Source organism: Brachybacterium subflavum, assembly GCF_009299795.1.
GTDB lineage: Bacteria > Actinomycetota > Actinomycetes > Actinomycetales > Dermabacteraceae > Brachybacterium > Brachybacterium subflavum.
Genome location: NZ_VIGP01000005.1, coordinates 36626 through 58547 on the forward strand (window position 1 = coordinate 36626; position 21922 = coordinate 58547).

Below are 21922 nucleotides of genomic sequence, written 5' to 3' on the forward strand. Positions count from 1 at the left end.
CAGGGAACCATCACGACACGACAGCTGTGCCGGATCGGGACGAGGGGGGTGTCCGTCACGAGAATCATGGAACTCCCCCGACGTGGGAAACCACTGGTGCTTCCCTGTGCATTCGCTATGTCGGGCGCTCCGACGACGCGGATCGGCGGCGCCTCGCGCCGCGGTCCGCACCCCTAGAGTGGGAGCCATGCCCCGCGCCACGACCTCGCATTCCTCTGCCCCCGTCGGCTCCGCCGCCGTCCTGCCCGACGAGGCGACGTCGCAGATCGACCGCCTCGCACGCGACGCCGTCGAGGGTGATCGCACCGCCGGGGTGGTCTGGGCCGTCGTCGGCGGCCACGACCACGAGACCCCCGTGCTCGCCGCCGGAGCCGCAGGCGAGCGCCGCCTGGCGGACGGCGAGCGGGCCCCGGACTCCGCCCCCATGGACCCCGCGACGATCTCCAGGATCGCCTCGATGACCAAGTCCTTCACCACCGCGGCCGTGCTGCGTCTGCGCGACGAGGGCCTCGTGCGCCTGGACGACCCGATCTCCCGGCACGTGCCCGGGGCCGCGCACCTGGACCCCGTCACCCCGGACTCCCCCGCGATCACGGTGCGGGACCTGCTGACCATGTCCGCGGGTCTGGTCACCGACAACCCGTGGGGCGACCGCCAGGAGGCCATGACCCGCGAGGAGTTCGCGGCGATGCTCGCGGGCGGGCTCGGCCACGTGCACGCCCCGGGCACCGGCTTCGAGTACTCCAACACCGGCTTCGCCCTGCTGGGCCGTCTCATCGACGAGCTCACCGGCACCCCGTACGACCAGTACATCGCCGAGACCTTCCTGCGGCCTCTGGGCATGAGCGACACCGCCTTCTCCCGCGAGGGCCTGGACACTGCGCGCATCGCCACCGGTCATCGTCTGGCAGACCGCGAGGACCGCACCCGCTTCGAGGCCGTCGAGTTCGACTCCCCCGGCGTCTACGGGGCGATGGCGGGCCTGTACTCGACCGTCTCCGACGTGGCGACCTGGGTGCGCTTCCTCGCCGCCGCCGATGCGCCGGACGCCGCCGACCGCGACCAGGCGCTGCTGCGCACCTCCTCCCGCCGCGAGATGCAGCAGCTGCACCGCATCCAGGAGACCCCAGCACTGCCCGCCGGGCCCGACGGCGTCTCCCCCGGATTCACGCACGTGCGCGGGTACGGCTATGGCCTCGTCGTCGAGCGCTACCCGGACCTCGGCGAGGTCGTCTCCCACTCCGGCGGCTACCCGGGGTACGGGTCCTTCATGGTGTGGCACCGCGACAGCGGCCTGGGCGTGGTGGTCCTCGCCAACAGCAAGTACGCGCCCGCGACACGGATCGCGATGGACGCCCTGCGGGTCATCGACGCGCAGGCGCCGCACCTGCTCGCGGCGCGCCTGCCGACGGCCGCGCCGCGCACCCTCGAGGCCGCGGCCGCGGCGCTGGACTGGCTGCGCGCGGGGATCGGGGCCGACGAGCGCGCCGACGACGTCGCCGACACCTGGTTCGCCGACAACATGGACCTCGACATCTCCCGCGCGGAGCGGCGCCGACGCCTCGCGACGGCTCTGCAGAGCGCGGGGCTGGGGGCCGATGCCCTCGACGCCCTGCGTGCCGAGGACGCCGAGGTGCTCTCGCGCGCGAGCGTGCGCTGGACCGTGCCGGGCGGCGCCGGGGACGGCGCGGTCGGCGACGACTCCGCCGGCCGGCGCAGGCTGCGCATCACGCTGCTCATGGATCCGCGGGCCGAGGCCCTCATCCAGTCCCTCGACACGGTGGCCCTCGACAGCGCGGGCGCGCCCGTCACGGCCGGCTGACCGGGTCCGGGAGGGTCAGAGGAGGCTCACCAGGAGCACGGCCGTCGGCACCCCGACCACGACCGCGAGGACGGCGCCGACGCCCGCTCCCAGGAGGGTGGCGCCGCGGCCGCTCGGCCTCGGCGCATGGACCGGTGCCGGTCGCGCGGACGTCTGCGCGGGAGCCGGTCCCTGCGGACGACCGCCCGCAAGCCTCTGACCTGCCGCGTTCCGCGACGTGTCCCCGTAGGGGTAGGGGCCGTGGTCCTGCGGACCGCGCGGCGGGGCGACCTGCGCGGAGGACTGGGCGTGTCCCGGCGGTGGGGTGGAGGCCTGCGAGACGCTGCCCCGGCGGATCTCCTCCATCGAGGGGCCGCTGCGCGCGGGGGCCTCGGGGCGCTTCGCGCCCGGGGCGTCGGGCGGGAGCGGCGGCAGGGTGTCCGGGATGTGCAGGGGCGCGCCGTCGGCGAAGGCGAGCGGCAGGCCGGGAGGCACGCGCGGCAGGTCCCGGCGCACGCTCGCGGCGTCCTGGTAGCGGCGCTCGGGCTGCGGTTCGAGCATCCGTCGGATCACGGCGGCGAGCTTCGGGGAGACACCGCGCAGGCGCCTGGAGAGCTCCTCGGGTCGGAAGGCGCCGTCGCGCAGCGGGAAGGGCCCGTTGAGCGCGAACAGCACGACGACCCCGGCCGCGTAGAGGTCGTGGCTGGGGTGCGGCTCGGCCATGGAGAACAGTTCGGGGGCCATGTACCCGGGGGTCCCGTTGATCATGCCCACGCTCGTGAAGCGCACATCGGTCTCGTGCACGGCGATCCCGAAGTCCGCCAGGCGCGGGTGCGGCAGACGCGGCCCGGTGGACTCGAGCATGATGTTCGCGGGCTTCACGTCGCGGTGGATCCAGCCGTGGGAGTGGACGTGCGCGAGGCCGTCGAGCAGCTGGTCCAGCAGCACCACCACGGCGGGCTCGCCGAGCGGACCCCGCGCACGGACCATCGACTCGAGGGTCCCGCCGCTGGCCAGCGGCATCGCGATCACCACGTGCTCGTCCTCGGCGCCCCAGCCGTAGGGCGTGAGCAGGTGGGGGTGGTCGAAGCTCACGCCCTTCTCGCGCACGAAGCGCATGAGATCGGCCGAGTCCCGCTGACGCAGCACCTTCGCCGCGCACAGGCGGCCGGTCTTGGAGTCCCAGGAGCGCCACACGGCGCCCGATCCGCCCCTGGCGATCAGGTCGATGAGCGCGAAGCGCCCCACGATGACGTCGGCCATGCTCTCCGGTTCCCTCCGTGCTCCCGCTCCGCGGCCCTGCCCGCGGCGGGAGCGCAGGTCCACAGTACGATGGATCGTGCGCGAGGTCAGCGCTCCCGGCGTGCCTGTGGACGTCCTCGAGCGCCGCGCGATCGCGCAGGACAGCAGCGCACGACACGGCGCGTCACCGCACGGCACCGCACAGCGAGAGGGGACGGCACATGGACTGGCTCGTGGACTGGCTCAGCGACCCCTCCGAGTTCGATCCGTTCGTGTTCGTCGTGCTGGTCGCCCTCACCGTCCTGCTCACCCTCGGAAGCATCGTCTGGCTGGTGCTGGAGCGCGAGGAGCCGTCGACTCGCCGCGGCAGCAGGCACGGCAGGTCCGACGGCGCCGCCGCGGACGGATCCTCGCCCCTCGCGCGGATCGCCGCGCGCAGCGAGCAGGAGGCCGCGCGCGTGCGGCGCGAGATGGACGCCGACTCCGGTCGCGGAGCCGACGCTCGAGGGGGCGCGCGCCGATGAGCGCAGATCCGAGGCCGGCCGTCGCTGCGTCGACCGCCGCTCCCCCGCGCATCCGCCCGGCTCTCGCCGACGACGCCCCCGTGGTGCTCGGCATCCGCGACGAGGCCATCCGCAGCTCCTCGGGCCTGTGGATCGACGAGATCCCGGAATCCGTGTCCTCCCGCGCCTGGTTCGACGCCCACCTGGACCGCGGCTCGATGCTCGTGGCCGCGGGGTCCGACGACGAGGTGCTCGGATACGCGTGCTTCTCCCCGCTGCGCGACTACGCGGGCTACCGCTTCACCGGCGAGGACTCGATCTACCTGCTCCCCGCGGCGCAGGGGCGCGGAGTGGGCCGCGCCCTGCTCGGGGCGCTCGTCGCGCATGCCCGCGAGCACGGCATGCATTCCCTGGTGGCGCTCGTCGAGGCCGGCAACGTCGGCTCGATCCGCCTGCATGAGCGCTGCGGGTTCCGGGAGGTGGGCCGCATGCCCGAGGCCGGCTTCAAGTTCGACCGCTGGTGGGACCTGGTCACGCTCCAGCTGCTCCTCTGACCGCTCGGCGCCGCACCGGGATCGTCACGTGCGGGAGCACCCAGCCGACGATCGGGCCGATGGCGATCGCGTACACGAAGGTGCCCACGCCCACCGGGCCGCCCAGCAGCCAGCCCGTGACCAGCACCGTCGCCTCGATGCCGAAGCGCAGCGGGCCGACGGGCCGTCCCGTGCGGTGGTGCAGGCCCGTCATCAGGCCGTCGCGGGGACCGGGCCCCAGATGGGCGCCGATGTAGACGGCGTCGCTCACGGCGTTCAGCAGCACGCCGCCGAGCATCATCGTGATCGCGAGCGGCAGGCCGTGCGCCGGCGGGAGGACGAACAGCGTGAGGTCGGTGGCCACGCCGACCCACAGCGCGTTGGCGAGTGTCCCGATGCCCGGGTGCTGGCGCAGCGGGATCCAGGCGACCAGCACCAGGAAGCTCACCACGATGATCACCGTGCCCACGCTGAGCCCGGTGCGCTGGGCGATGGCCACGTGCAGCACGTCCCAGGGATCCGCGCCGAGCCCCGAGCGGATGAGCAGCGCGAGCGCGGCGCCGTACCCGGTGAGCCCGAGGAACAGGGACAGCAGGCGCAGCCCGATGCGGTCCAGGTGGAGCTGGTCGCGCAGGCTGACGTTCTCGAGAGCGGCGGGCATGCGTCCAGCATCCCAGGACTCCGCCCGTCGACACCGCGATGACGCACGCTCCGCGGACGTCAGTGGGCGGCGGCGCGGCGCCCCTCGTTGACGGGGGCGTCGAAGCCGAGGGCGTCGCGCACGAAGGAGATCTGGGCGCGGCGGGCGCGCTGGGCGGCCGGTCCGCGCCAGACCATCGGGTAGCAGTGCCAGCCGCCGGGCTGCTCGAGGTAGGTGACCTGGACATCGGCCTCGCCCAGGCGGTCACGCAGTCGCTGGGAATCGCCCAGCAGCAGGTCCTGGTCGCCGACGGTCAGGTGCACGGGCGGCAGGCCGTGGAGGTCGCCGCCGAGCGGGCTGAGCCGCGGGTCCTCGAGCGGGAAGCCGTCCGCGTACATCGCCGCGCAGCGCGCGAGCAGGTCGGGCCGCAGCGCCGGGTCCTTCTCGGCCTGGGTCACGCGGCGCGGGTCCTCGCCCGTCAGATCCGCCCACGGTGAGGTCAGCAGGATCGCCGCGGGCAGGGCCTCGCCGCGCTCGCGGAGGGCCTGGACCACGGCGAGCGCGAGCCCGCCGCCGGCGCTGTCGCCGGAGAGGACCCAGCGCGGGGTGACGGCGTCGAGGTCCTCGAGGATGCCGAGCACGCCCTCGACGGCGTCGTCGTAGGCGGCGGGGTAGGGCATCTCCGGCGCCATCCGGTAGTGCAGCATGGCCGCGGCCGACCCGGTGCGACGCTGCACGTCGGCGAGCCAGTCCCAATGGTTCGGGCTCTCGCCGTTCACGTACGCGCCGCCGTGGAGATGGATGACCACCCCGGTGTTCGCTCCGGCACGGTCGATCCAGGTCACGGGGATGCCGTGATGGCGGGAGCGGGTGACCAGCGAGCGGTCGACGAGCTCGCGGTCGGGCGTGGTGGGGTGGTGGGTGCGGCGCACGTTGAGCTCGTAGAGGCCGCTGGGCATCTGGGCGCTGATGAACGCGCCGACGCGCAGGGCGCGCGCCCCGGAGGCCTCCTCCTCGTCGACCTGCGGGACGGGGGTCTCGACGTGCATGGACTTCATGAGGGCATCTTCGCATGCGCTCTCGACCGCGCGGTGCGGACACCGCGTGATGCCGCGTGACGGCGCGTGATGCCCGACCCGTCGGACCCGTCGGCCCCGCGTCGGATCTCAGGCGCGCTCGACGGCGTCGACGAGGTCGTCGTCCACGAGCCTGTTGGCGCTGGCCCGCCAGCCGGCCACTCCCAGCAGGACGGCGCTCGCCACCAGCAGCCACAGCACGAGCGTCATCGAGCCCGTCGCCTGCAGCAGCGCGCCCATCACGAGCGGGCCGATGCCCGCGAGCAGGTACCCCACCGGCTGGACCATCCCCGAGAGCCTCGCGGTGATCGCGGGGTCGCGGGTGCGGCCGGGGATCATCGCGATCGCGGTCGGGAAGGCGAACCCGCCGATGCCCAGCAGCGCCGCCCAGGCGACGGGCGCGGCGGCCGGCGCGATGATCAGGGCGAGGTAGCCGGCCGCGGTGAGCACGCCGAAGGCGAGCGCGAAGACCCCCAGGCGCTGGGAGCGCGCGATCACCGTCGGCATCACGAGCCCGCCGATCATGCCCCAGGCGGCGACCTGCGAGACCGTCGCCCCGGCGGCGGCGCCGGAGAGTCCCGCGTCGGTGAGGATCTGCGGGAGGAACCCGAACTGCGTGTAGGCGTTCATCGACTGCAGGCCGAACATCAGCGTGAGGAAGAGCGCCGTCGGCGAGCGTCGCAGGGGCACGGTGCGCGCCGCCACGCGGGCGGCGGCCCGGGCACGCGCGCGCTCCGTCGCGGCGTCGGGGACCGCCGGGTCGGACGCGGAATCCTCGGGGGGTCGGACGCCATCGGCCGCGCGCGGGAAGTCGTTGCCGACCTTCGCGAGCACCACGAGGCCGACGAGCACCGGCAGCACGGCGAGCGCGGTCCAGGCCTGCAGGGAGAAGCGCCAGCCGCTGCCCCCGGAGGCGAGCGGGACGGCGATCGCCGGGCCGACGGCCGCCCCGACCGACAGCAGCATCGAATAGGCGGTCATGAGCAGCACGGTCGAGCGCCCGCCGTGGTGCTTGACCCAGGCCGGCGTGACCACGTTGACGAGCGACGGCCCCATCAGCGCGATCGCGCTGAGCAGCACGAACAGCCCGAACGAGCCGGAGAGCGGCCGCAGGATCAGCCCGATCGTGAGCAGCGAGAAGGCGAGCACGATCGTCCCCGTGAGGCCGATCCGACGGGACAGAGGCACCGCGAGCAGGCCGAACGCGCCGAAGCACAGGCAGGGCAGCGCGGTGAGCAGCCCGTCGGCCCAGGCGCCCACACCGTAGGCGCCGGTGATGTCCTCCATGAGCGGGCCGAGGCCGGACGCGGCGGGGCGCAGATTCAGCGAGATCGTCACCACGAAGACCAGCGCGAGCGCCAGGCCGACGGCGCCCGCGGTGCGGCCGGACGCGCGCGTGCCCGCGGCCCGTCCGGGAGCGGCGGTCGGTTCTGCGGAGCCGGGGACGACAGGACCTGAGGCGTCGGGATCGGGAGCAGAGGGGGACGGGGAGGCCGGGGAGGTCACCGGTCGATTCTCCTCCTCCATGCAGCCCCTGCGCGCATCGCCCCATACGCTGGACCGATGGAACCGATCCCCCGCTTCTGGGCCTCGCGCACCACCACCGTCCCCATCCGTCGCCGCGGCGAGGTCCCCGTGGACGTGTGGGGGTGGTCGGACCGCTCCCGCGAGGACGCGCTCTCGCGCGCCGAGCGACGGGCCCGGGATCTCGCGGGGCGCGGCATCGAGGACTCCCGGGCGGCCGAGTACTACCCCGGTCGGCCCGTGCGCGAGGAGATCCTCGAGGAGGTGCGCGGCGAGGACGGCGCGCTGCTCGCCGTGATCACCCGCAACCGCTACGGCGCTGCCGTGCTGAACACGGACGCGGTGCTCATCGCCGACGTGGACCTGCCCGCCTCGGCGCTGGCGCGGGGCCGGCGGGGATCCGCGCGCGGTGCGGGCCCGGCTGCGGGCGCGGCCGGGGAGCGCCCCTCTCTGCTGGGGCGCCTGTTCGGACGACGGGCGCATGCGTCCGCCGCCGCGGGCGACGACGCGAGCGCCGGGGCCGATGCGCGCACGGGGACCGGGCCCGACGACGCTGCGGGCGTGTCCGATGCGCTCGACGCGACGCCCGAGGCGACGGCCGTGCGCGAGAGGATCGAGGCCTTCGCCGGGGCCCACCCCGACTGGGGCGTGCACCTGCACCGCACGGCTGCGGGCTTCCGGGTGCTGATCAGCGGGACGGGCGCGGCGCCCGCGAGCGAGCAGGCCCGCGCCATCCTCGACGAGCTCGGCTCCGACCCTCTGTACGTCAGGCTGTGCGCGGCGCAGGGCTCCTACCGGGCGCGGCTCGCGCCCAAGCCGTGGCGCGTGGGCCGTGCGGCGCTGGGCGTGCGCTGGCCGGCCGAGGGCCGGGCGGCCGACGAGTACGCGTCGTGGGTGCGGGAGTTCGAGTCGTCCTGCGCGGACAGCGCTGCGTGCCGGCGCGTCTGGTGGAACGGCGTCGAGCCGACGAGCGATGCCGAGCGCCGGCTGCTCGCCCTGCACGACGAGCGCTCCGGCGCCGACTCCGGCCACGGGCTCGCATGAGTCCCGACGAGCGGGCGGATCAGGGCGGACCCGACGGACCTGTCGGCCCGGAGCGGAGCACCGAGCGCCTCGACCTCCACGTGCCGCGGCTCTCCGACCTGCCCGAGCTGCACGCCCTGTACGCGGATCCACGGGTGTGGGAGCACTTCCCGCAGCTGCGGCACACGGACGAGCAGGACACGCGCACGATGCTCGAGCGCTGGATCCACGAGTGGAAGCGCGATGGCCTGGGCACCTGGATCGTGCGCCCCCGCGGAGAGGACGAGCTGCTGGGCAACGCCGGCTGCTCGCTGCGCGGGGCGGCCGATGAGGCGGCGCAGGGCGCGCGGTTCTGGAACCTCGGCTACCGCTTCCGCCCGGAGGCGCAGGGGAAGGGCTTCGCCCGCGAGGCGGCGCAGGCCGCGATCGAAGCTGCTCGTGCGGCCACTGCCGACGTGCCGGTGGTGGCCTTCCTGCTCGAGCACAACGAGGCCTCCGCGGCTCTCGCCCGGCGGCTGGGACTGATGCAGCGCCACCGGGGACCCGATGCGGGGAACCCCGATCCCTCGGCGATCCGGCTCGTCTTCTCCGACCGGGAGCTCAGCGACGAGGAGCTGCTCGAGACCCTGCGGTGAGCGTCCCGTCCACGTGACAGGGTCGACGCTCAGTCGCCGAGCAGTGCGAGAGGGACGACGGCGACCCCGTCCGCGCGCCGGTAGGCCTCAGGTCCTGTGGTGAGGACGACGAGGTCGGCGACGTCGTCCCCGAGCTTCTCCCTCAGCCACAGGAGGTGGCGCACGTCGTGGTCGTCGACCGACCTCGCGAGCTTCACCTCGATGCCCACGATCCGTCCGTCGGGCGCTTCGACGATGAGGTCGACCTCTCGATCGCCGTTCCGGGTGCGCAGATGGCCCACGTGCGCATCGGCCGCAGTGGCTGACGCGCGGACGGAGAGCGTGGCGAGTGATTCTAACAGCGGCCCCACCATGTGGGCACCCCGCGGGCCCAACAGCGACTTCGCGCTCATTCCCAATGCCCTCAGAGCGAGGGCGGGATCCACGAGCTGGTGCTTGGAAGCCTGCTGCAATCGTCCCAGCGAGATCCGTATGGGCTCCCACGCGGGTACGGGGTCGAGCACCCACAGCTGCGTCAGATGCTCTCGGTACGCGATCGTCGTCGTCTTCGCCGGTTGCGTCCCATCACCGCCCGTCGTGGCATCCATGATCTTCGCGTACGCGGTGGTCGACGACGACACCGCCGCATAGGCGGCGATCCATCGGCGAAGCACTTCCGGGCGTCGCACCTTCAGTCCGACCTCGGGAAGGTCTCGATCGATGATCCTCAGGAGGTAGCTGTCCAGCAGGACGCGTCCAGCCCTCGCCTCGGCCCCCATGATTCCCGGGAAGCCGCTGCGCGAGAGGGCCTCCGCGTAGTCGGACGTCCTCCAGTCCGTCACCCCGGTGACCTTGGCGTCCCCCTCGCCGTCCATCATTGCTGCAAGGCTGACCGTCGGTTCGACGACACCTCTCTCGTGCAGTGCCATGGGCCGCATCCGGAGAGAGACGATCCGGCCCGCACCGCTGTGCGTCCCCTGCGCAGCGGACTCCGAGGCACTGCCGGTGAGGAGGAACCGGCCCGGATGTGCCCCGGAATCCACTCGACGCCGCACGACGTCCCACACCTCCGGCAGCCATTGCCACTCGTCGAGAAGGACCGTGCCCTTGTCACTGTTCAGCAGCGACGGATCGGATGCCAGGAGCTCGCGCTGCGCGGGATCGTCCAGCAAGTAGGTGCGGGATGCCCTCCGCAGGGCGGTGGCCGACTTCCCGACGCCTTTGGCCCCGTCGATCGCGATCGCGGGCAACGAAGGCATCAGCGCGTCGAGCGAGCTGTCGAGACTTCGTCGTCTGTATCCCACGATTTCCCCCTGACGTGCGGATCTGACGCACAAGGCCGCGCGTACGCTACCTTCAACAGGAACCTTACGCTACCTTCAGCAGGAACTCGGCGCTACCATCAGCATGGGAAGGATCTGCAGGGCACCCGCACAGGAGCGAGCCCCGCTCCACGAAGATTGCGGGCACCCCACGCGCGCACCCCGTCCCGCCATCCTCATATCTTCGGCGGCGCTCAGTGCCGCCGCCCCGCCGCTCACCCGCCGGTGAAGCCGCCGCCCCCGGGCATGTCCTTGAAGCGCGAGTAGTGGCCCTCGAAGGCCACGGCGATGGTGCCCACGGCGCCGTTGCGGTGCTTGGCGAGGATGAGGTCGGCCTCGCCGGCGCGCTGGGACTCCTTCTCGTAGTAGTCCTCGCGGTGGATGAGCACGATGAGGTCGGCGTCCTGCTCGATCGAGCCGGACTCGCGCAGGTCGCTCATCATCGGCTTCTTGTCCTGGCGCTGCTCGCTGCCGCGGTTCAGCTGGGAGATCGCGATCACCGGGACCTCGAGCTCCTTGGCCAGCAGCTTGAGCGCACGGGAGAACTCGCTGACCTCCTGCTGCCTCGACTCCACGCGCTTGCCGGAGCTCATCAGCTGCAGGTAGTCGATGACCACGAGCTTGAGGTCGTGCTTCTGCTTGAGCCGGCGGCACTTCGCGCGGATCTCCATGAGCGACATGTTCGCGGAGTCGTCCATGAACAGCGGCGCGTTGCCGATGCGGCTCATGGCGCGCGCCATCGCCTGCCAGTCGCGGTCGTCCATCGAGCCGTCGCGCATCTTGCCCATCGGCACCTGCGCCTCGGCCGAGAGCAGACGCATGGTGATCTCGGTCTTGTCCATCTCCAGGGAGAAGATGACGCTGGTCTGGCCGTTGTGGATCGACGCCGAGCGCAGCACGTCCATGCCCAGCGTCGTCTTGCCCATCGCGGGGCGGCCGGCGAAGATGATCATCTGGCCGGGGTGCAGGCCCTGCGTGATCTCATCGAACTCGGAGAAGCCCGTGGGGATGCCGGTGACCTGGCCGCCGCGGTTCTGCGTGGCCTCGATGACGTCGATGGTGCCGCCGATGACCTCTGACAGCGGCAGGAAGTCCTCGCTCTGGCCGCGCTCGGTGACCGCGTAGACCTGCGCCTGCGCCTCGTTGATGACCTCCTCGACCTCGCCGCCGTCGGCCGCGTAGCCGAGCTGGACGATGCGGGTGCCGGCCTCGACGAGGCGGCGCAGGGTCGCGCGCTCGACGACGATGTCCGCGTAGAAGCCGGCGTTCGCGGCGGTGGGGACCATGTCGATGAGGTCGGCGAGGTAGGCGCCGCCGCCCACGCGCTGCAGCTCGCCGCGCTTGGTGAGCTCGTCGGAGACCGTGACCAGGTCGGCGGGCTCGCCGCGCGAGTAGAGGTCGGTGACGGCGTCGAAGATGACCTCGTGCGCGGGGCGGTAGAAGTCCGAGCCGCGGGCCTTCTCGACGACATCGGCGATCGCATCCTTGGACAGCATCATCCCGCCCAGCACGCCGCGCTCGGCGGCGAGGTCCTGCGGCGGGGTCCGCTCGAGTCCGCGATCGGGGCCGGGTTCGAAGGCGTCGTTCTGGGTCACCGGGACAGTCTAGGGAAGAGGGCCGACGCCGCCCGACGGCGCTGTGGATCCACGCGGCTCGCGTGCGGAGTCGCACGCCGCCCTTCCCAAGTCTTTGATCTTTCCACTACCGTGGACGGCCACCGCCCGACGCCGGACGCTCGCCGTGGCGGGCGCGGGCCCGGGTCGACCCCCGCCTCCGACGGAAGGACCCCTCATGGCCACCGCGACCGCACAGCGCCACTCGACCGCCCGCGACCTCGGCCTGCTCGTCGCCCGCATCGTCCTGGGCGTCGTCTTCACGGCCCACGGCATCCAGAAGATCTCCGAGTGGGGACTGGACGCGACCGCGCAGAACTTCGCCGGCATGGGCGTCCCCATGCCCGAGCTCGCCGCCCCCCTCGTGGCGGTCCTCGAGCTCGCCGGCGGCATCGCCCTCATCCTCGGCGTGCTCACGCCGTGGGTCGGGATCCTGCTCGCGATCGACATGCTCGTCGCGGCGCTGCTCGTCCACGTGGGCTCGGGCGTCTTCGTCGACGGCGGCGGCTGGGAGCTCGTGGGCGGCCTCGGCGCCGGCGCGCTGGCGCTCGCCGCGACCGGCTCCGGCCGCCTCTCCCTGGACCACCTCTTCGTGGGCCGGCGTTCGGGCAGGCGCTCCGCGCGCGCCTGAGAGGCGCGCACGGCGCACGGGCTGAACGACCGACGGGCCGCACGGCGCGCGGTCCGATCGGCACCGGCTCGACACGGGCTCGACACCGCCTCGACACCAGTTCCACACCGGTTCCGGGCCGACGGCCCATCGGTGACGACCACGGGGCACGATGGGTGCGGAGCGATCCGCGCTCCCCGTGCCCCGTCGCGTTCCAGGAGGTCCCGTCCGATGCCAGGTTCCGCACGATCCGAGCAGCCCGGCGGGCCCGCGCCCACCGCCGCGACCACGACCGCCCACGGGTCCGCTGTCGCTCACGTCTCCGCGTCCGCCCGCGTGGCCGTCGTGGGCGGCACGGGCACGGTCGGCGCAAAGCTCGTCCGCCTGCTCGAGGCGGAGGGCCACGAGGTGATCGTCGCCTCGCCCTCCACGGGCGTGGACACCGTGACCGGCGAGGGCCTCGAGAAGGCCCTGCGCGGCGCGGACATCGTGGTCGACACCTCGAAGCCGCGATCCTTCGCGCCCGAGGTCCTCGAGGCCTTCTTCACGACCGGGATCCGCCGCCTGCTGGACGCCGAGCGCGCCGCGGGAGTGCGCCACCACCTCTCGCTCTCGATCGTCGGGGCCGACCGCGCGCCCGACGTGCCCTTCTACCGGGCCAAGGCCGGCATGGAGCAGATCGTCCGGGACGGCGGGATCCCCTGGACGATCCTGCACGCCACCCAGTTCTTCGAGTTCGCACGCGGCATCGCCGAGGCCTCGGAGCGCACGGAGCCCACGGAGGGACCGGACGGAACGAGCCCCGCGATCCTGCTCCCGGCGATCCAGGTCCAGCCGATCGCCGGCGACGCGGTCGCCGCGCACCTCGCCCGACTCGTCGCCGGAATCCTCACGGCCGTCCGGACCGACGGAGCCACCGCGACCCTCGGCGGCGACCTCGAGATCGCCGGGCCCCACCGGATGTCCCTCACCGCATTCGTGCGCAGCGCCCTCGGGGCCGACTCGCCGACCCTCCGCGAGTCACCCCGTGCCCCCTACTTCGGCGGCCTGATCAGCACGGACACCCTCCTGCCGGGCCCGTCGGCCCGTCTGATCGGCCCCGCTCTGAGCGAATGGACGAGGACGGGCCGCGGCGTCTCCTAGGTCACGACGAGCGCGCACGGGTTTGTGCCCGCCGCGCGACGGCGGCACGATGGCGGCCCGTGAATGCCACCCAGCCCCCGGACCGCACCGAGGCGGTCCCCTCCGCAGCATCCGGCGATCCCGCCGCCCCGCACCACGGGGGCCGCACGTTCTTCGGACAGCCCTGGCCGCTGATGAACCTGTTCAGCCTCGAGATGTGGGAGCGCTTCAGCTTCTACGGCATGCAGGGGATCCTCGCGATCTACATGTACTTCGCGATGACCCAGGGCGGTCTCGGGATCGACCAGGGCGTCGCCACCTCGATCGTCGGCGCCTACGGCGGCGCCGTGTACGTGTTCTGCATCGTCGGCGCCCTCGTCTCCGACCGGCTCATCGGCCCGCAGCGCACCCTGTTCGCGAGCGCCGTCCTGATCATGCTCGGCCACATCTCCCTGGCGCTGCTGCCGGGAGTACCGGGCCTGGTCACGGGCCTCCTGTGCGTCGCGATCGGCTCCGGCGGGCTCAAGGCCACCGCCGCGACGCTCGTCGGGTCGCTCTACGCGGTCGACGACCCCAAGCGCGACGCCGGCTTCTCGCTCTACTACATGGGCGTGAACATCGGAGGCCTGCTCGGCCCGCTCGTGACCGGCTTCCTCCAGCAGAACTGGGGCTTCCACCTGGGCTTCGGCGCCGCCGCGGTGGGCATGGCCGTCGGCCTGGTCTGGTACGTCCTCACCCGCGACTCCCTGCCCGCGAACGCGAACCGCGTGCCCGACCCGCTGCCCCGCTCCCGGTTCGCCCTGTGGGGCGTCATCGCCGTGGTCGCCGTGCTGCTCGTCGTGATCCTCGTGCTCGCCGGCGTGATCAACCCCGACAACCTCGCGAACATCGTGGTGGGGATCTCCGTGGTCGCCGCGATCATCATCTTCGCGATCATGCTGACCAGCTCCAAGATCACCGCGACCGAGCGCTCCCGCGTCCTCGCCTTCATCCCGATGTTCATCGGCACCGCCGCGTTCTTCGCGCTCTTCCAGCAGCAGTTCACGGTGCTCGTCGTCTACGCCGACGAGCGGCTGAACCGCAGCATCTTCGGCTGGGAGATGCCGATCTCCTGGCCGCAGTCCTTCAACCCGCTGTTCATCCTGCTGCTCGCGCCCGTCTTCGCCGCGCTGTGGACGAAGCTCGGCCGTCGCCAGCCCGGGACACCGGTGAAGTTCGCGATCGGCATCCTGCTGGTGGGCATCGCCTTCCTGCTGTTCGTGCCGATGGCGCCGGTCGCGGGCGTGCCGGTGCTGTGGGTCGCGCTGATCCTGCTGGTCGCGACGTTCGGCGAGCTCTCGATCTCGCCCGTCGGCCTCTCGCTCGCGACCCGGCTCGCGCCCGCCGCGTTCCCGGTGATGATGATGGCGCTGTACAACCTGGCCGTCGCGCTCGGCACCGCCCTGTCCGGCTCGCTGTCCACGCTGTACTCGGTGGACCACGAGGTCGCCTACTTCGGGATCACGGGCCTGGTCACCATCGCTGTCGGCCTGATCATGCTCGCGATCGCCAAGCCCGTCACCCGCGGCATGGCCGGGGTGCACTGAGCCGACCACCGGCCCGCGGGCACCTGAGGCGCCCGCGGGTCGACCGGCCCCCGATGGGGTCGACCGACCCCCGACGGGTCAGGTGCGGGGGATGCCCGCCGCGTAGGCGGCCTGGCCCACGTGCTGGGCGGCGTCGTCGATGACGCTCACCAGCCGCGCGCCGCGCGTGACCGGCGGGTCCCAGGCCTCGTCGATGACGGCGCCGAGCTCGTCCTCGGAGAGGGTGCGCAGGTAGGCGATGAGCGCGTCGGTCGCGGCGCGCACGTACTCGACGAGCAGGGCGCCGTCGGTGACGACGACGGAGTGGGCCTGGTCGGCGCTCTGCCCGTAGCCGACGGCATCGCCCAGCTCGCCGAGGTCGAAGCGCTCGCGGAAGCCTCCGCTGTGCCAGACCTCCTGCTCGCCGGAGAGATCCGCGAGCTGCACGTCGATCTCGCGCCCCGTGTGCCACAGCAGCCAGGCGATGGAGTTCGGATGGCCGCCCGGGTGCTGGACGAGCAGCTCGGGAGTGAGGGTGGGCCGCAGGGCGTCGACCGCGTCCGCCGGGCGCGACGCGGCGTCGATGAGGATGTCGATGGCGTTCATGTCCCTCACGCTACGCCCCGGGTCCGACGGCAGTTCCGTCGGCCGATCAGTGAGGGTCTGTGGGGAGCGAGGGACCCGCGTGGCGGGGCGCTCCGCCCGACGACCGGTGGGCGACCTCCTCCGCGATCCGCACCGCCTCGTCCTCACGGCCCAGCTGGCGCCAGGCGCGCTCGGCCCGGCGTGCGGCCTTCAGCGCCCGTGCGCGCTCACCGCGGGCGGCGAGCATCGCGGCGTGGCGGTCCTCGAGGTAGGCGCCCCAGTAGGAGGCCCGCGCCTCATGACCGTCCGGCACCCGCTCCAGGGTCGCCATCGCCTCGCGCCGTGCCTCCTCGTACGGGGTGCGGGCCTTCGCGGGCATCCCGTCGGCGCCACCGGTCCGGTGGGCCCTGCGGATCCGCCCGGCCCCGCCGGCAACGCGCGTTCCGCCGTCCCCGCCGGGCGGCCCGCCGTCCCCGCCGGGCGGCCCGGCGTCCCCGGCACCCGCGGCGCCGTCGGCCCTGAGCTCGGCGGCGGCGCGCAGGCCCTCGGCGATCATCGCGCCGACGCGGGCGTCGGCCTCGTGGTCCCAGAGCAGCGCGTCGGGAAGGCTGCCCGTGCCGCGCTCGGAGCGGACGCGGCGGACGACCTCGCGGGACGCCGCGGCGGCCTCCGCCAGCCTGCCCAGATCCAGGGCGTGGCGCAGCACCAGGGCCTCCGCGTCGAGCTCGGCGCGGATGAAACGGGGCCGCTCGGCGAGCGGGGTGAAGAGATCGTCGGCGACCCAGCGGGCATCCGCCGCCGCGAGACGGAGCTGGTCGAGCGCCTCGAGGCCCTGCCCCTGCTCGTGGTGCAGCCGGGCGAGGAGGCGGGTCGCCTCGAGGCGCGAGCGGCGATCGCGCAACTGCGCGCTCAGGGACTGCACCTCGCTGAGGGCGACCATGGCCCCGTCGTAGCGGCGGGCGGCGACGCGCTGCGCACCGACCGCGAGCAGCGGCTCGATCCGCTGCGCGTCGTGCGGGAGGGTCCGGGTGAGGGAGGCCAGGCGCCCGGCGGTGAACGTCGCCTGATCCTGCAGGTCGCAGCGCACCAGCGCGCGCAGCAGCTCGGTGATGAGGCCGACGCGCAGGGGCGGGTCCTCCACCTCGCGCAGACCCTCGAGAGCGGCGAGCGCGTGGCCGACGGCCGCCAGGGGGTTCTCCTCGAGCAGCGTCCGGGCGAGCACGGCGTGCGCGGAGACCACCACGCGCGCGGCATCGGCGAAGCCTCCCTCGCGGGCCTCGAGCCGGGAGACCTCGTCGAGGACGTCGAGCGCGAGGCGCGTCGCCTCCGGCAGCCGGCCGGTCGCCTCGAGGTCCTGCGCGTAGCGCACGGCGAGCAGCGGCCCCGGGTCGTCCACGAGCGCCACCTGCAGCTCCGGCAGGGCGACGAGAGCCTCGCGCAGGGCGCTCTGCTCGACGTCGACGGCGCCGGGCCTCGGCAGCTCGAGGCAGCCGACGACCGCGAGCAGACCGGGCGGGACGGCGTCGCCATCGCGGCGACGGCGGTGCCGACCGTGGGCGCCCCCGCTCGCGAGCGGGACAGCGGAGGCGGCGGCCGATGCGACGGTGGCGGAGGCCGAGGGATCCGACGGCGCGGCGAACAGGCGACGCAGGTGCGCGCCGAGCACCTCGAGGGTCGCGGCCGCCTGCTCGGGGGCGCCGGCGGCCTCGATGGTCCGGACCATGTCGCGCACGAGCTCCTGCAGCGCGACCAGGTCTCGCGGGCTCGTGGGCTCCTGCCCGGCGCGGTCGTCGTGGACAGCGAGCTCGTCGTGCGCGCCTCGCTCGTCGTGCGCGCCTCGTTCGTCGTGCGCGCCGAGGGCGGCGGTGAGCTGGGCCCTCAGCAGCTCCAGCCGCTCGGACGGCGGAGCGGGGACGCTGCGGAACCGCTCGGCGACGTACAGGGCTTCGGCGAAGCGCTCGGCATGGACGAGATCGCGCACCCGCACGGCCGCCTCGCGCACCCCGCGGGGCGGCGGCAGCGGCGTCTCGGGACCCCGCAGCGCCTCGCGCAGACGGGCCAGCGAGGGCACCTGCACCGGCACCGACGCGAGATCGGGGACGTGCCCGCCCGCGCCGTCGCTAGGGTGCGCCGTCCCGGTCCCGGAGGACGCGGAGCGGGGAGCGGTCATGGGGGCAACTTACCAAGGAGCGAGTCCGAGGGCCCTGTCGGGAAGGGAACCGGCGGAACGCATGGGCGGGATGTGCGTCACCTCCTGCCTCCGCCTGTTTCGCCCGTTTCTGACGGTGCGGGATATGGCACGTCGCCCCTCGTCACGGGCGGGTCCCACGGAGCCGGGGCGGCCCGCGCATCACGACGGCCGCTCGAGGCCGCGACGGACCGCTCGGCGCGGCGTCCGCCCCGACGTGGACCCGCTCACAGCGGCGCCCCGGATTCCCACGAGCACCCGGGCGTCACTAGGATGGACGGGCATCCGCTCCCTCGCGGAGCCCGGGTCCGACCGTCGCAGCCCGCAGCGACGGCGTCCCGGAGGTTCCGGCGACAACCGATGCTTCCGCGGCCCATCCCCTCGCGCGCCAGGAGGTTCCAGCACCCGTGAGCGCTCCCGCACGGCGCGGCTCCGCCCCTCGGAGCCGCACTCCACGCCCGACGCCGCGCCCCGTCGCCTCTCACGACGACGCGCCGCGCGAGGGCACGCGCGTCTTCTCCGACGGCTCCGTCGCCCCCGTCATGCGCACGTCCTTCGACGTCAGCGCCTACACGATCGAGGTGCCCGGGAAGATCGACGTCGACGCCGAGGAGATCACGCGCGCCGCCCGGGACCTCACCGCGGGTCCGCACGGCATCGAGGCCCACGACCTCGAGGATCTGCGGCGCGACCTGGCGTTCCTCCACTCCCTGGAGTCGACCGCCCTCACCGAGACCCGCACGATGTACAGCTCGTGGACGGCGAACGAGGCCCGCATCACCGCGTTCCTCGGCAGCTGGCTGTGGGAGCGCCACTGGTGGGCCCACGCCCTCCAGGAGATCGTCGAGGCCCTGCCCGGCGGCGGGCACGACGTCGAGCGGCCCCACCTCCCGCATCCGCGTCTCCCGCACCCGCATCTCCCGCATGCCGCCGCCGCACTGCGCCACGCGTACGTCGAGCGGGCGCTGCCGATCGTCGGCCCGGGCTGGACCTGGCTGGCCGGCGAGAAGGTCACCGCCGGCCACATGGCGCGCATGGCGATCCAGGAGGGCGGACTGCGGGCGGCCGTCGACGCCCTCCTCCCCCGCGCCGCGCAGGTTCCCGAGGCGGGCCGCGTGCTCGGCGAGCTGCTCGCCCGGCGCACCCGCACCATGGAGTTCTTCCGCCTCGAGGCGATCGCCCGGATCACGCGCTCGCGCGGCGAGGCGATCGCCGCACGCGCGGTCCTCGCCGTCGGCGGCGACCCGATGCGCCCGGCCGGTCAGCATCTGCCGGACGAGGAGACGGCGCTTCCCAGCATCTTCCGGCGCGCCTCCGACCGCGCCGCCCTGCGCTCGGCCCGCTTCGAGATCACGCGCCTGCTCCCCGGGCCCGACCTGCATGGTCTGCTCGGCCCGGCGCGCGCGATCCGTCGCGGGGTCGGGCGTGCCGGAGGCGTCGTCGCGCACGCGGGCGGCGTCGTGGCACACGCGGGCGGCGCCGTCGCCCATGCGGGCGGGGCCGTCGCCCATGCGGGCGGGACCGTGGCCCAGAAGGGCGCCGGGATCGTGCAGCAGGGCGTCGGACGAGCGGACAGAGGAGCCGATGGCATTCGACCTTGAGAAGTTCGCGGAGACCTCGGAGCCCGTGGGCTGGGACGACCTCGACTTCGACACCTTCGAGACCCAGCCGCTGGACGAGCCCACCCTGCGCTCCCTGCGCTACATGTGCGACGTCGAGTACCACACCTCCTGCTACCTGCGGGACATGCTGGTCACGCCCTCGCGGCGCGAGCACGCCACCGGCGGCTTCATGACCGTGTGGAACCGCGAGGAGTTCTGGCACGGCGAGGCCCTCGCCGCCGTCCTCCAGCGCCACGGCATCGTCGTCGACTACGACGAGCTGAAGTCCAAGCGCGTCAAGCTGGGCTGGACCCAGGCGCTCAGCCCCCTCAAGCAGTCCGCGCTCTCCAACCTCGCGGGCACCGACTTCGTCGCGGTGCACATGACCTGGGGCGCCGCGAACGAGCTCTCGGCCGTCGCCGCCTATCGTCGGCTCTCCGCGATGACCGACCACCCGGCCCTCAGCCCCCTGCTCAAGCGCATCGCCCAGCAGGAGACCCGGCACGTCGCCTTCTACACGACGCAGGGCCGCGAGCGCCTCGAGGCCTCCAAGAAGGCACGTCTGGCCACCCGCCTCGCGCTCTCGAAGGCGTGGCGGCCCGTCGGCTCCGGCGTCATGAGCGACGACGAGGTCGTGCACGTCATGGGCCATCTCTTCGGCGGCCGCGGCGAGGAGCTCGACGCCCTCGACAAGAAGATCCAGAAGCTGCCGGGCCTGGACGACCTCACCATCTTCCGCAACGCCTTCGGACGGATGGGCATCGCGATCTGAGGGGCTGGGCCGGCGGCGACCAGCGGGCGGATGAGGGCCGTGCCGGGGCTGCGGGCGGCGACGATCGGGCGAGGGCTGGTGACCGGGTCGCGCCGACTTGACGCTGCGGCTGGGTCATGGCCCCAGGGCCCGGGCGGCACGGCCGCAGAGCGCGAGCTCCGTCATGGGACGGCCTATGCGCGACGCGTATGCCGTATTTCGCACGGATGTCGCGCATGAGCCGTCGGACGACAGCAGTGGGCGGGGAGGACACGGGGACCAGCCGGTGCTCGGAGCAGGCCTCGGCCAAGAGTCCGGATCCGCCGGTCCTCCACAACGCGCCTCCGTCCACTCTCGCCTGCTCCCGCTCCCTCGGCCACGACGCTTCTGCTGGCATCGGCCCATGAAGATCCCCGGAGTCATCCTCAAGACCCAGCTCCCGAGCATCGAACCCGACCTCTCCGCCCGCCGTCGTCTGCTGCGCGGGGGCGCCATGCGCTCGGTGGGCCAGTGGTACGTGACTCCCGAAGCGCCGGACGATCTCGTCGCGCTGCTCGAGATCGGAGTCCGCCCCACCTGCCTGGATGCGGCAGCCCTCCTCGGACTCTGGGTCCCCATCGGCCGCGGTGTCCATGCCTTCTGCCCCAGGGCCACATCCGCACCGATACCGCCGCCGCGCCTGACACAGATCCGACGACGGATCGATCCGCGGACCGGTGCGCTCATCCGTCCGGCCGCCCCCGGCCCGGGCGAGCCCCGGCGTGCGCTGGAGCCGCTGGTCTACCACCGCCCCCGCATACGGACGTGGCCCGACGACGATCCGGTGCCCGACATCGGGCTCGTGCTCGAGCACGCGGCCCGGTGCCTCCCGGCACTCGACACCGCCATCCTCATCGAGTCCGCGCTCAACAAGCGCGTGCTGACCCCGCGGCAGTTGGACACCCTGCTGGCGACCCTGCCCGGCAGGTCGCGCACCACCCTGGCGCGGGTCCGATCGGACGCGCAGTCCGGCACCGAGACGGCTGTCCGCTGGTGGTTCGAGCGGCGCGGCACTCGCGTCCGCACGCAGGTGCAGGTGCTTCCGGGGATCCGCGTCGACATCCTCATCGGCACGAACTGGGTGATCGAGTGCGACAGCAAACGGTTCCACGACGACCCCGAGCAGTACCGCGAGGACCGTCGGCGCGATCTGGCCCTCACTGCTGTCGGCTACAAGGTCACGCGGCTGACCTGGGAGCAGGTGTTCCTCGAGTGGGACAGGACCTCGGCCGTTCTCGCGACCATCCTGCAGCGCCGACTGCACCATAGGGCGCTTCCGGCGTGACGGGTTCGGCGTTGCTGACACCTGTCGGAGGGCTGGATGGGAAACGGCCACCGGTCGGCTCGGCCACCGGTCGGGGTCGACCACCGGTCGGGGTCGACCACCGGTCGGGGTCGACCACCGTTCGGGGTCGACCACCGGTCGGCCCGGCCACCGTCGGTTGCCGTCATGGGACGGCCCATGCGCGACATCCATGCGACATAGCGCGCGGATGTCGCACAGAGGCCGCCCCGTGACTGCACACGGGGTGCAGTAGCGTTCGGCAGCGGATCCACTGCAGCGTGCCGC

19 protein-coding genes are annotated in these 21922 nt (G+C 73.4%); 11 read left to right on the forward strand and 8 right to left on the reverse strand.

Features of this window, described 5'->3' with window-relative positions; all coding sequences use genetic code 11:
• The first annotated feature begins 187 nt into the window (after positions 1–187).
• On the forward strand, positions 188–1822 hold the full coding sequence (locus FHG10_RS12545) for a serine hydrolase domain-containing protein (protein ID WP_152353693.1): 1635 nt from the start codon (positions 188–190) through the stop codon (positions 1820–1822).
• Positions 1823–1837: 15 nt separating this feature from the next.
• Here the strand turns inward: FHG10_RS12545 and FHG10_RS12550 are convergent, their stop codons facing one another.
• Positions 1838–3064 carry a serine/threonine-protein kinase gene (locus tag FHG10_RS12550; RefSeq protein ID WP_152353694.1) on the reverse strand — a complete coding sequence of 409 codons (1227 nt, stop codon included), beginning with the start codon at positions 3062–3064 and terminating at the stop codon, positions 1838–1840.
• A 200-nt stretch (positions 3065–3264) separates the two neighbouring features.
• On the opposite strand from FHG10_RS12550, the gene FHG10_RS12555 reads away from it, so the two are divergent.
• Together FHG10_RS12555 and FHG10_RS12560 are read left to right on the forward strand one after the other, a co-directional pair.
• The gene (locus FHG10_RS12555; RefSeq protein ID WP_152353695.1) at positions 3265–3567 is read left to right on the forward strand and encodes a hypothetical protein; all 303 of its coding nucleotides are present in this window, start codon (positions 3265–3267) and stop codon (positions 3565–3567) included.
• Positions 3564–4100 carry a GNAT family N-acetyltransferase gene (locus FHG10_RS12560; protein WP_152353696.1) on the forward strand — a complete coding sequence of 179 codons (537 nt, stop codon included), beginning with the start codon at positions 3564–3566 and terminating at the stop codon, positions 4098–4100. Before FHG10_RS12555 ends, FHG10_RS12560 begins: the two co-directional genes overlap by 4 nt.
• Here the strand turns inward: FHG10_RS12560 and yczE are convergent.
• The 3 genes from yczE to FHG10_RS12575 form a co-directional block, all read right to left on the reverse strand.
• Positions 4078–4740, reverse strand: coding sequence for a membrane protein YczE (gene yczE / locus FHG10_RS12565; RefSeq protein WP_152353697.1), 663 nt, complete (start codon positions 4738–4740; stop codon positions 4078–4080). The genes FHG10_RS12560 and yczE overlap by 23 nt on opposite strands.
• Before the next feature lie 59 nt (positions 4741–4799).
• Complete coding sequence (locus tag FHG10_RS12570; protein WP_227488234.1) at positions 4800–5777, reverse strand: alpha/beta hydrolase; 978 nt, start codon at positions 5775–5777, stop codon at positions 4800–4802.
• A gap of 108 nt (positions 5778–5885) precedes the next feature.
• Complete coding sequence (locus FHG10_RS12575) at positions 5886–7301, reverse strand: MFS transporter (RefSeq protein WP_227488235.1); 1416 nt, start codon at positions 7299–7301, stop codon at positions 5886–5888.
• A gap of 57 nt (positions 7302–7358) precedes the next feature.
• Here FHG10_RS12575 and FHG10_RS12580 point away from each other — a divergent pair, with 57 nt between their 5' ends.
• Positions 7359–8363: a hypothetical protein gene (locus tag FHG10_RS12580; RefSeq protein WP_152353699.1), complete on the forward strand. Its 1005-nt coding sequence runs from the start codon at positions 7359–7361 to the stop codon at positions 8361–8363.
• Positions 8360–8977 (forward strand): GNAT family N-acetyltransferase, encoded by a 618-nt coding sequence (locus FHG10_RS12585; RefSeq protein ID WP_152353700.1) that lies wholly within the window; start codon positions 8360–8362, stop codon positions 8975–8977. Before FHG10_RS12580 ends, FHG10_RS12585 begins: the two co-directional genes overlap by 4 nt.
• Positions 8978–9006: 29 nt before the next feature.
• Here FHG10_RS12585 and FHG10_RS12590 read toward each other — a convergent pair whose 3' ends face one another.
• Both FHG10_RS12590 and dnaB read right to left on the reverse strand, forming a co-directional pair.
• Positions 9007–10215, reverse strand: a complete 1209-nt coding sequence (locus tag FHG10_RS12590; RefSeq protein ID WP_319803208.1) for an ATP-binding protein — start codon at positions 10213–10215, stop codon at positions 9007–9009.
• A 278-nt stretch (positions 10216–10493) separates the two neighbouring features.
• Positions 10494–11873, reverse strand: a complete 1380-nt coding sequence (dnaB, locus tag FHG10_RS12595) for a replicative DNA helicase (protein WP_152353702.1) — start codon at positions 11871–11873, stop codon at positions 10494–10496.
• Between the two features lie 196 nt (positions 11874–12069).
• Between dnaB and FHG10_RS12600 the strand changes: the two genes are divergently transcribed.
• From FHG10_RS12600 to FHG10_RS12610, 3 genes are all read left to right on the forward strand, one after another.
• The gene (locus FHG10_RS12600; RefSeq protein WP_152353703.1) at positions 12070–12522 is read left to right on the forward strand and encodes a DoxX family protein; all 453 of its coding nucleotides are present in this window, start codon (positions 12070–12072) and stop codon (positions 12520–12522) included.
• Positions 12523–12732: 210 nt separating this feature from the next.
• Positions 12733–13644 carry an SDR family oxidoreductase gene (locus tag FHG10_RS12605; protein ID WP_152353704.1) on the forward strand — a complete coding sequence of 304 codons (912 nt, stop codon included), beginning with the start codon at positions 12733–12735 and terminating at the stop codon, positions 13642–13644.
• A gap of 59 nt (positions 13645–13703) precedes the next feature.
• Entirely contained in the window at positions 13704–15209 is a 1506-nt protein-coding gene (locus FHG10_RS12610) for a peptide MFS transporter (RefSeq protein ID WP_227488236.1), read from the forward strand.
• Positions 15210–15287: 78 nt separating this feature from the next.
• Here FHG10_RS12610 and FHG10_RS12615 read toward each other — a convergent pair whose 3' ends face one another.
• Together FHG10_RS12615 and FHG10_RS12620 are read right to left on the reverse strand one after the other, a co-directional pair.
• Positions 15288–15794 (reverse strand): mycothiol transferase, encoded by a 507-nt coding sequence (locus tag FHG10_RS12615; protein WP_152353706.1) that lies wholly within the window; start codon positions 15792–15794, stop codon positions 15288–15290.
• A 46-nt stretch (positions 15795–15840) separates the two neighbouring features.
• Positions 15841–17943 carry a hypothetical protein gene (locus FHG10_RS12620; protein ID WP_152353707.1) on the reverse strand — a complete coding sequence of 701 codons (2103 nt, stop codon included), beginning with the start codon at positions 17941–17943 and terminating at the stop codon, positions 15841–15843.
• A 425-nt stretch (positions 17944–18368) separates the two neighbouring features.
• On the opposite strand from FHG10_RS12620, the gene FHG10_RS12625 reads away from it, so the two are divergent.
• The 3 genes from FHG10_RS12625 to FHG10_RS12635 all read left to right on the forward strand — a co-directional run bounded on the left by FHG10_RS12625 (position 18369) and on the right by FHG10_RS12635 (position 21637).
• Complete coding sequence (locus tag FHG10_RS12625; protein WP_152353708.1) at positions 18369–19562, forward strand: hypothetical protein; 1194 nt, start codon at positions 18369–18371, stop codon at positions 19560–19562.
• On the forward strand, positions 19546–20334 hold the full coding sequence (locus FHG10_RS12630) for a ferritin-like domain-containing protein (RefSeq protein WP_152353709.1): 789 nt from the start codon (positions 19546–19548) through the stop codon (positions 20332–20334). The genes FHG10_RS12625 and FHG10_RS12630 overlap by 17 nt, the downstream gene beginning before the upstream one ends.
• A 382-nt stretch (positions 20335–20716) precedes the next feature.
• Positions 20717–21637 carry an endonuclease domain-containing protein gene (locus FHG10_RS12635; protein WP_193636302.1) on the forward strand — a complete coding sequence of 307 codons (921 nt, stop codon included), beginning with the start codon at positions 20717–20719 and terminating at the stop codon, positions 21635–21637.
• The last annotated feature ends 285 nt before the right edge of the window (positions 21638–21922 follow it).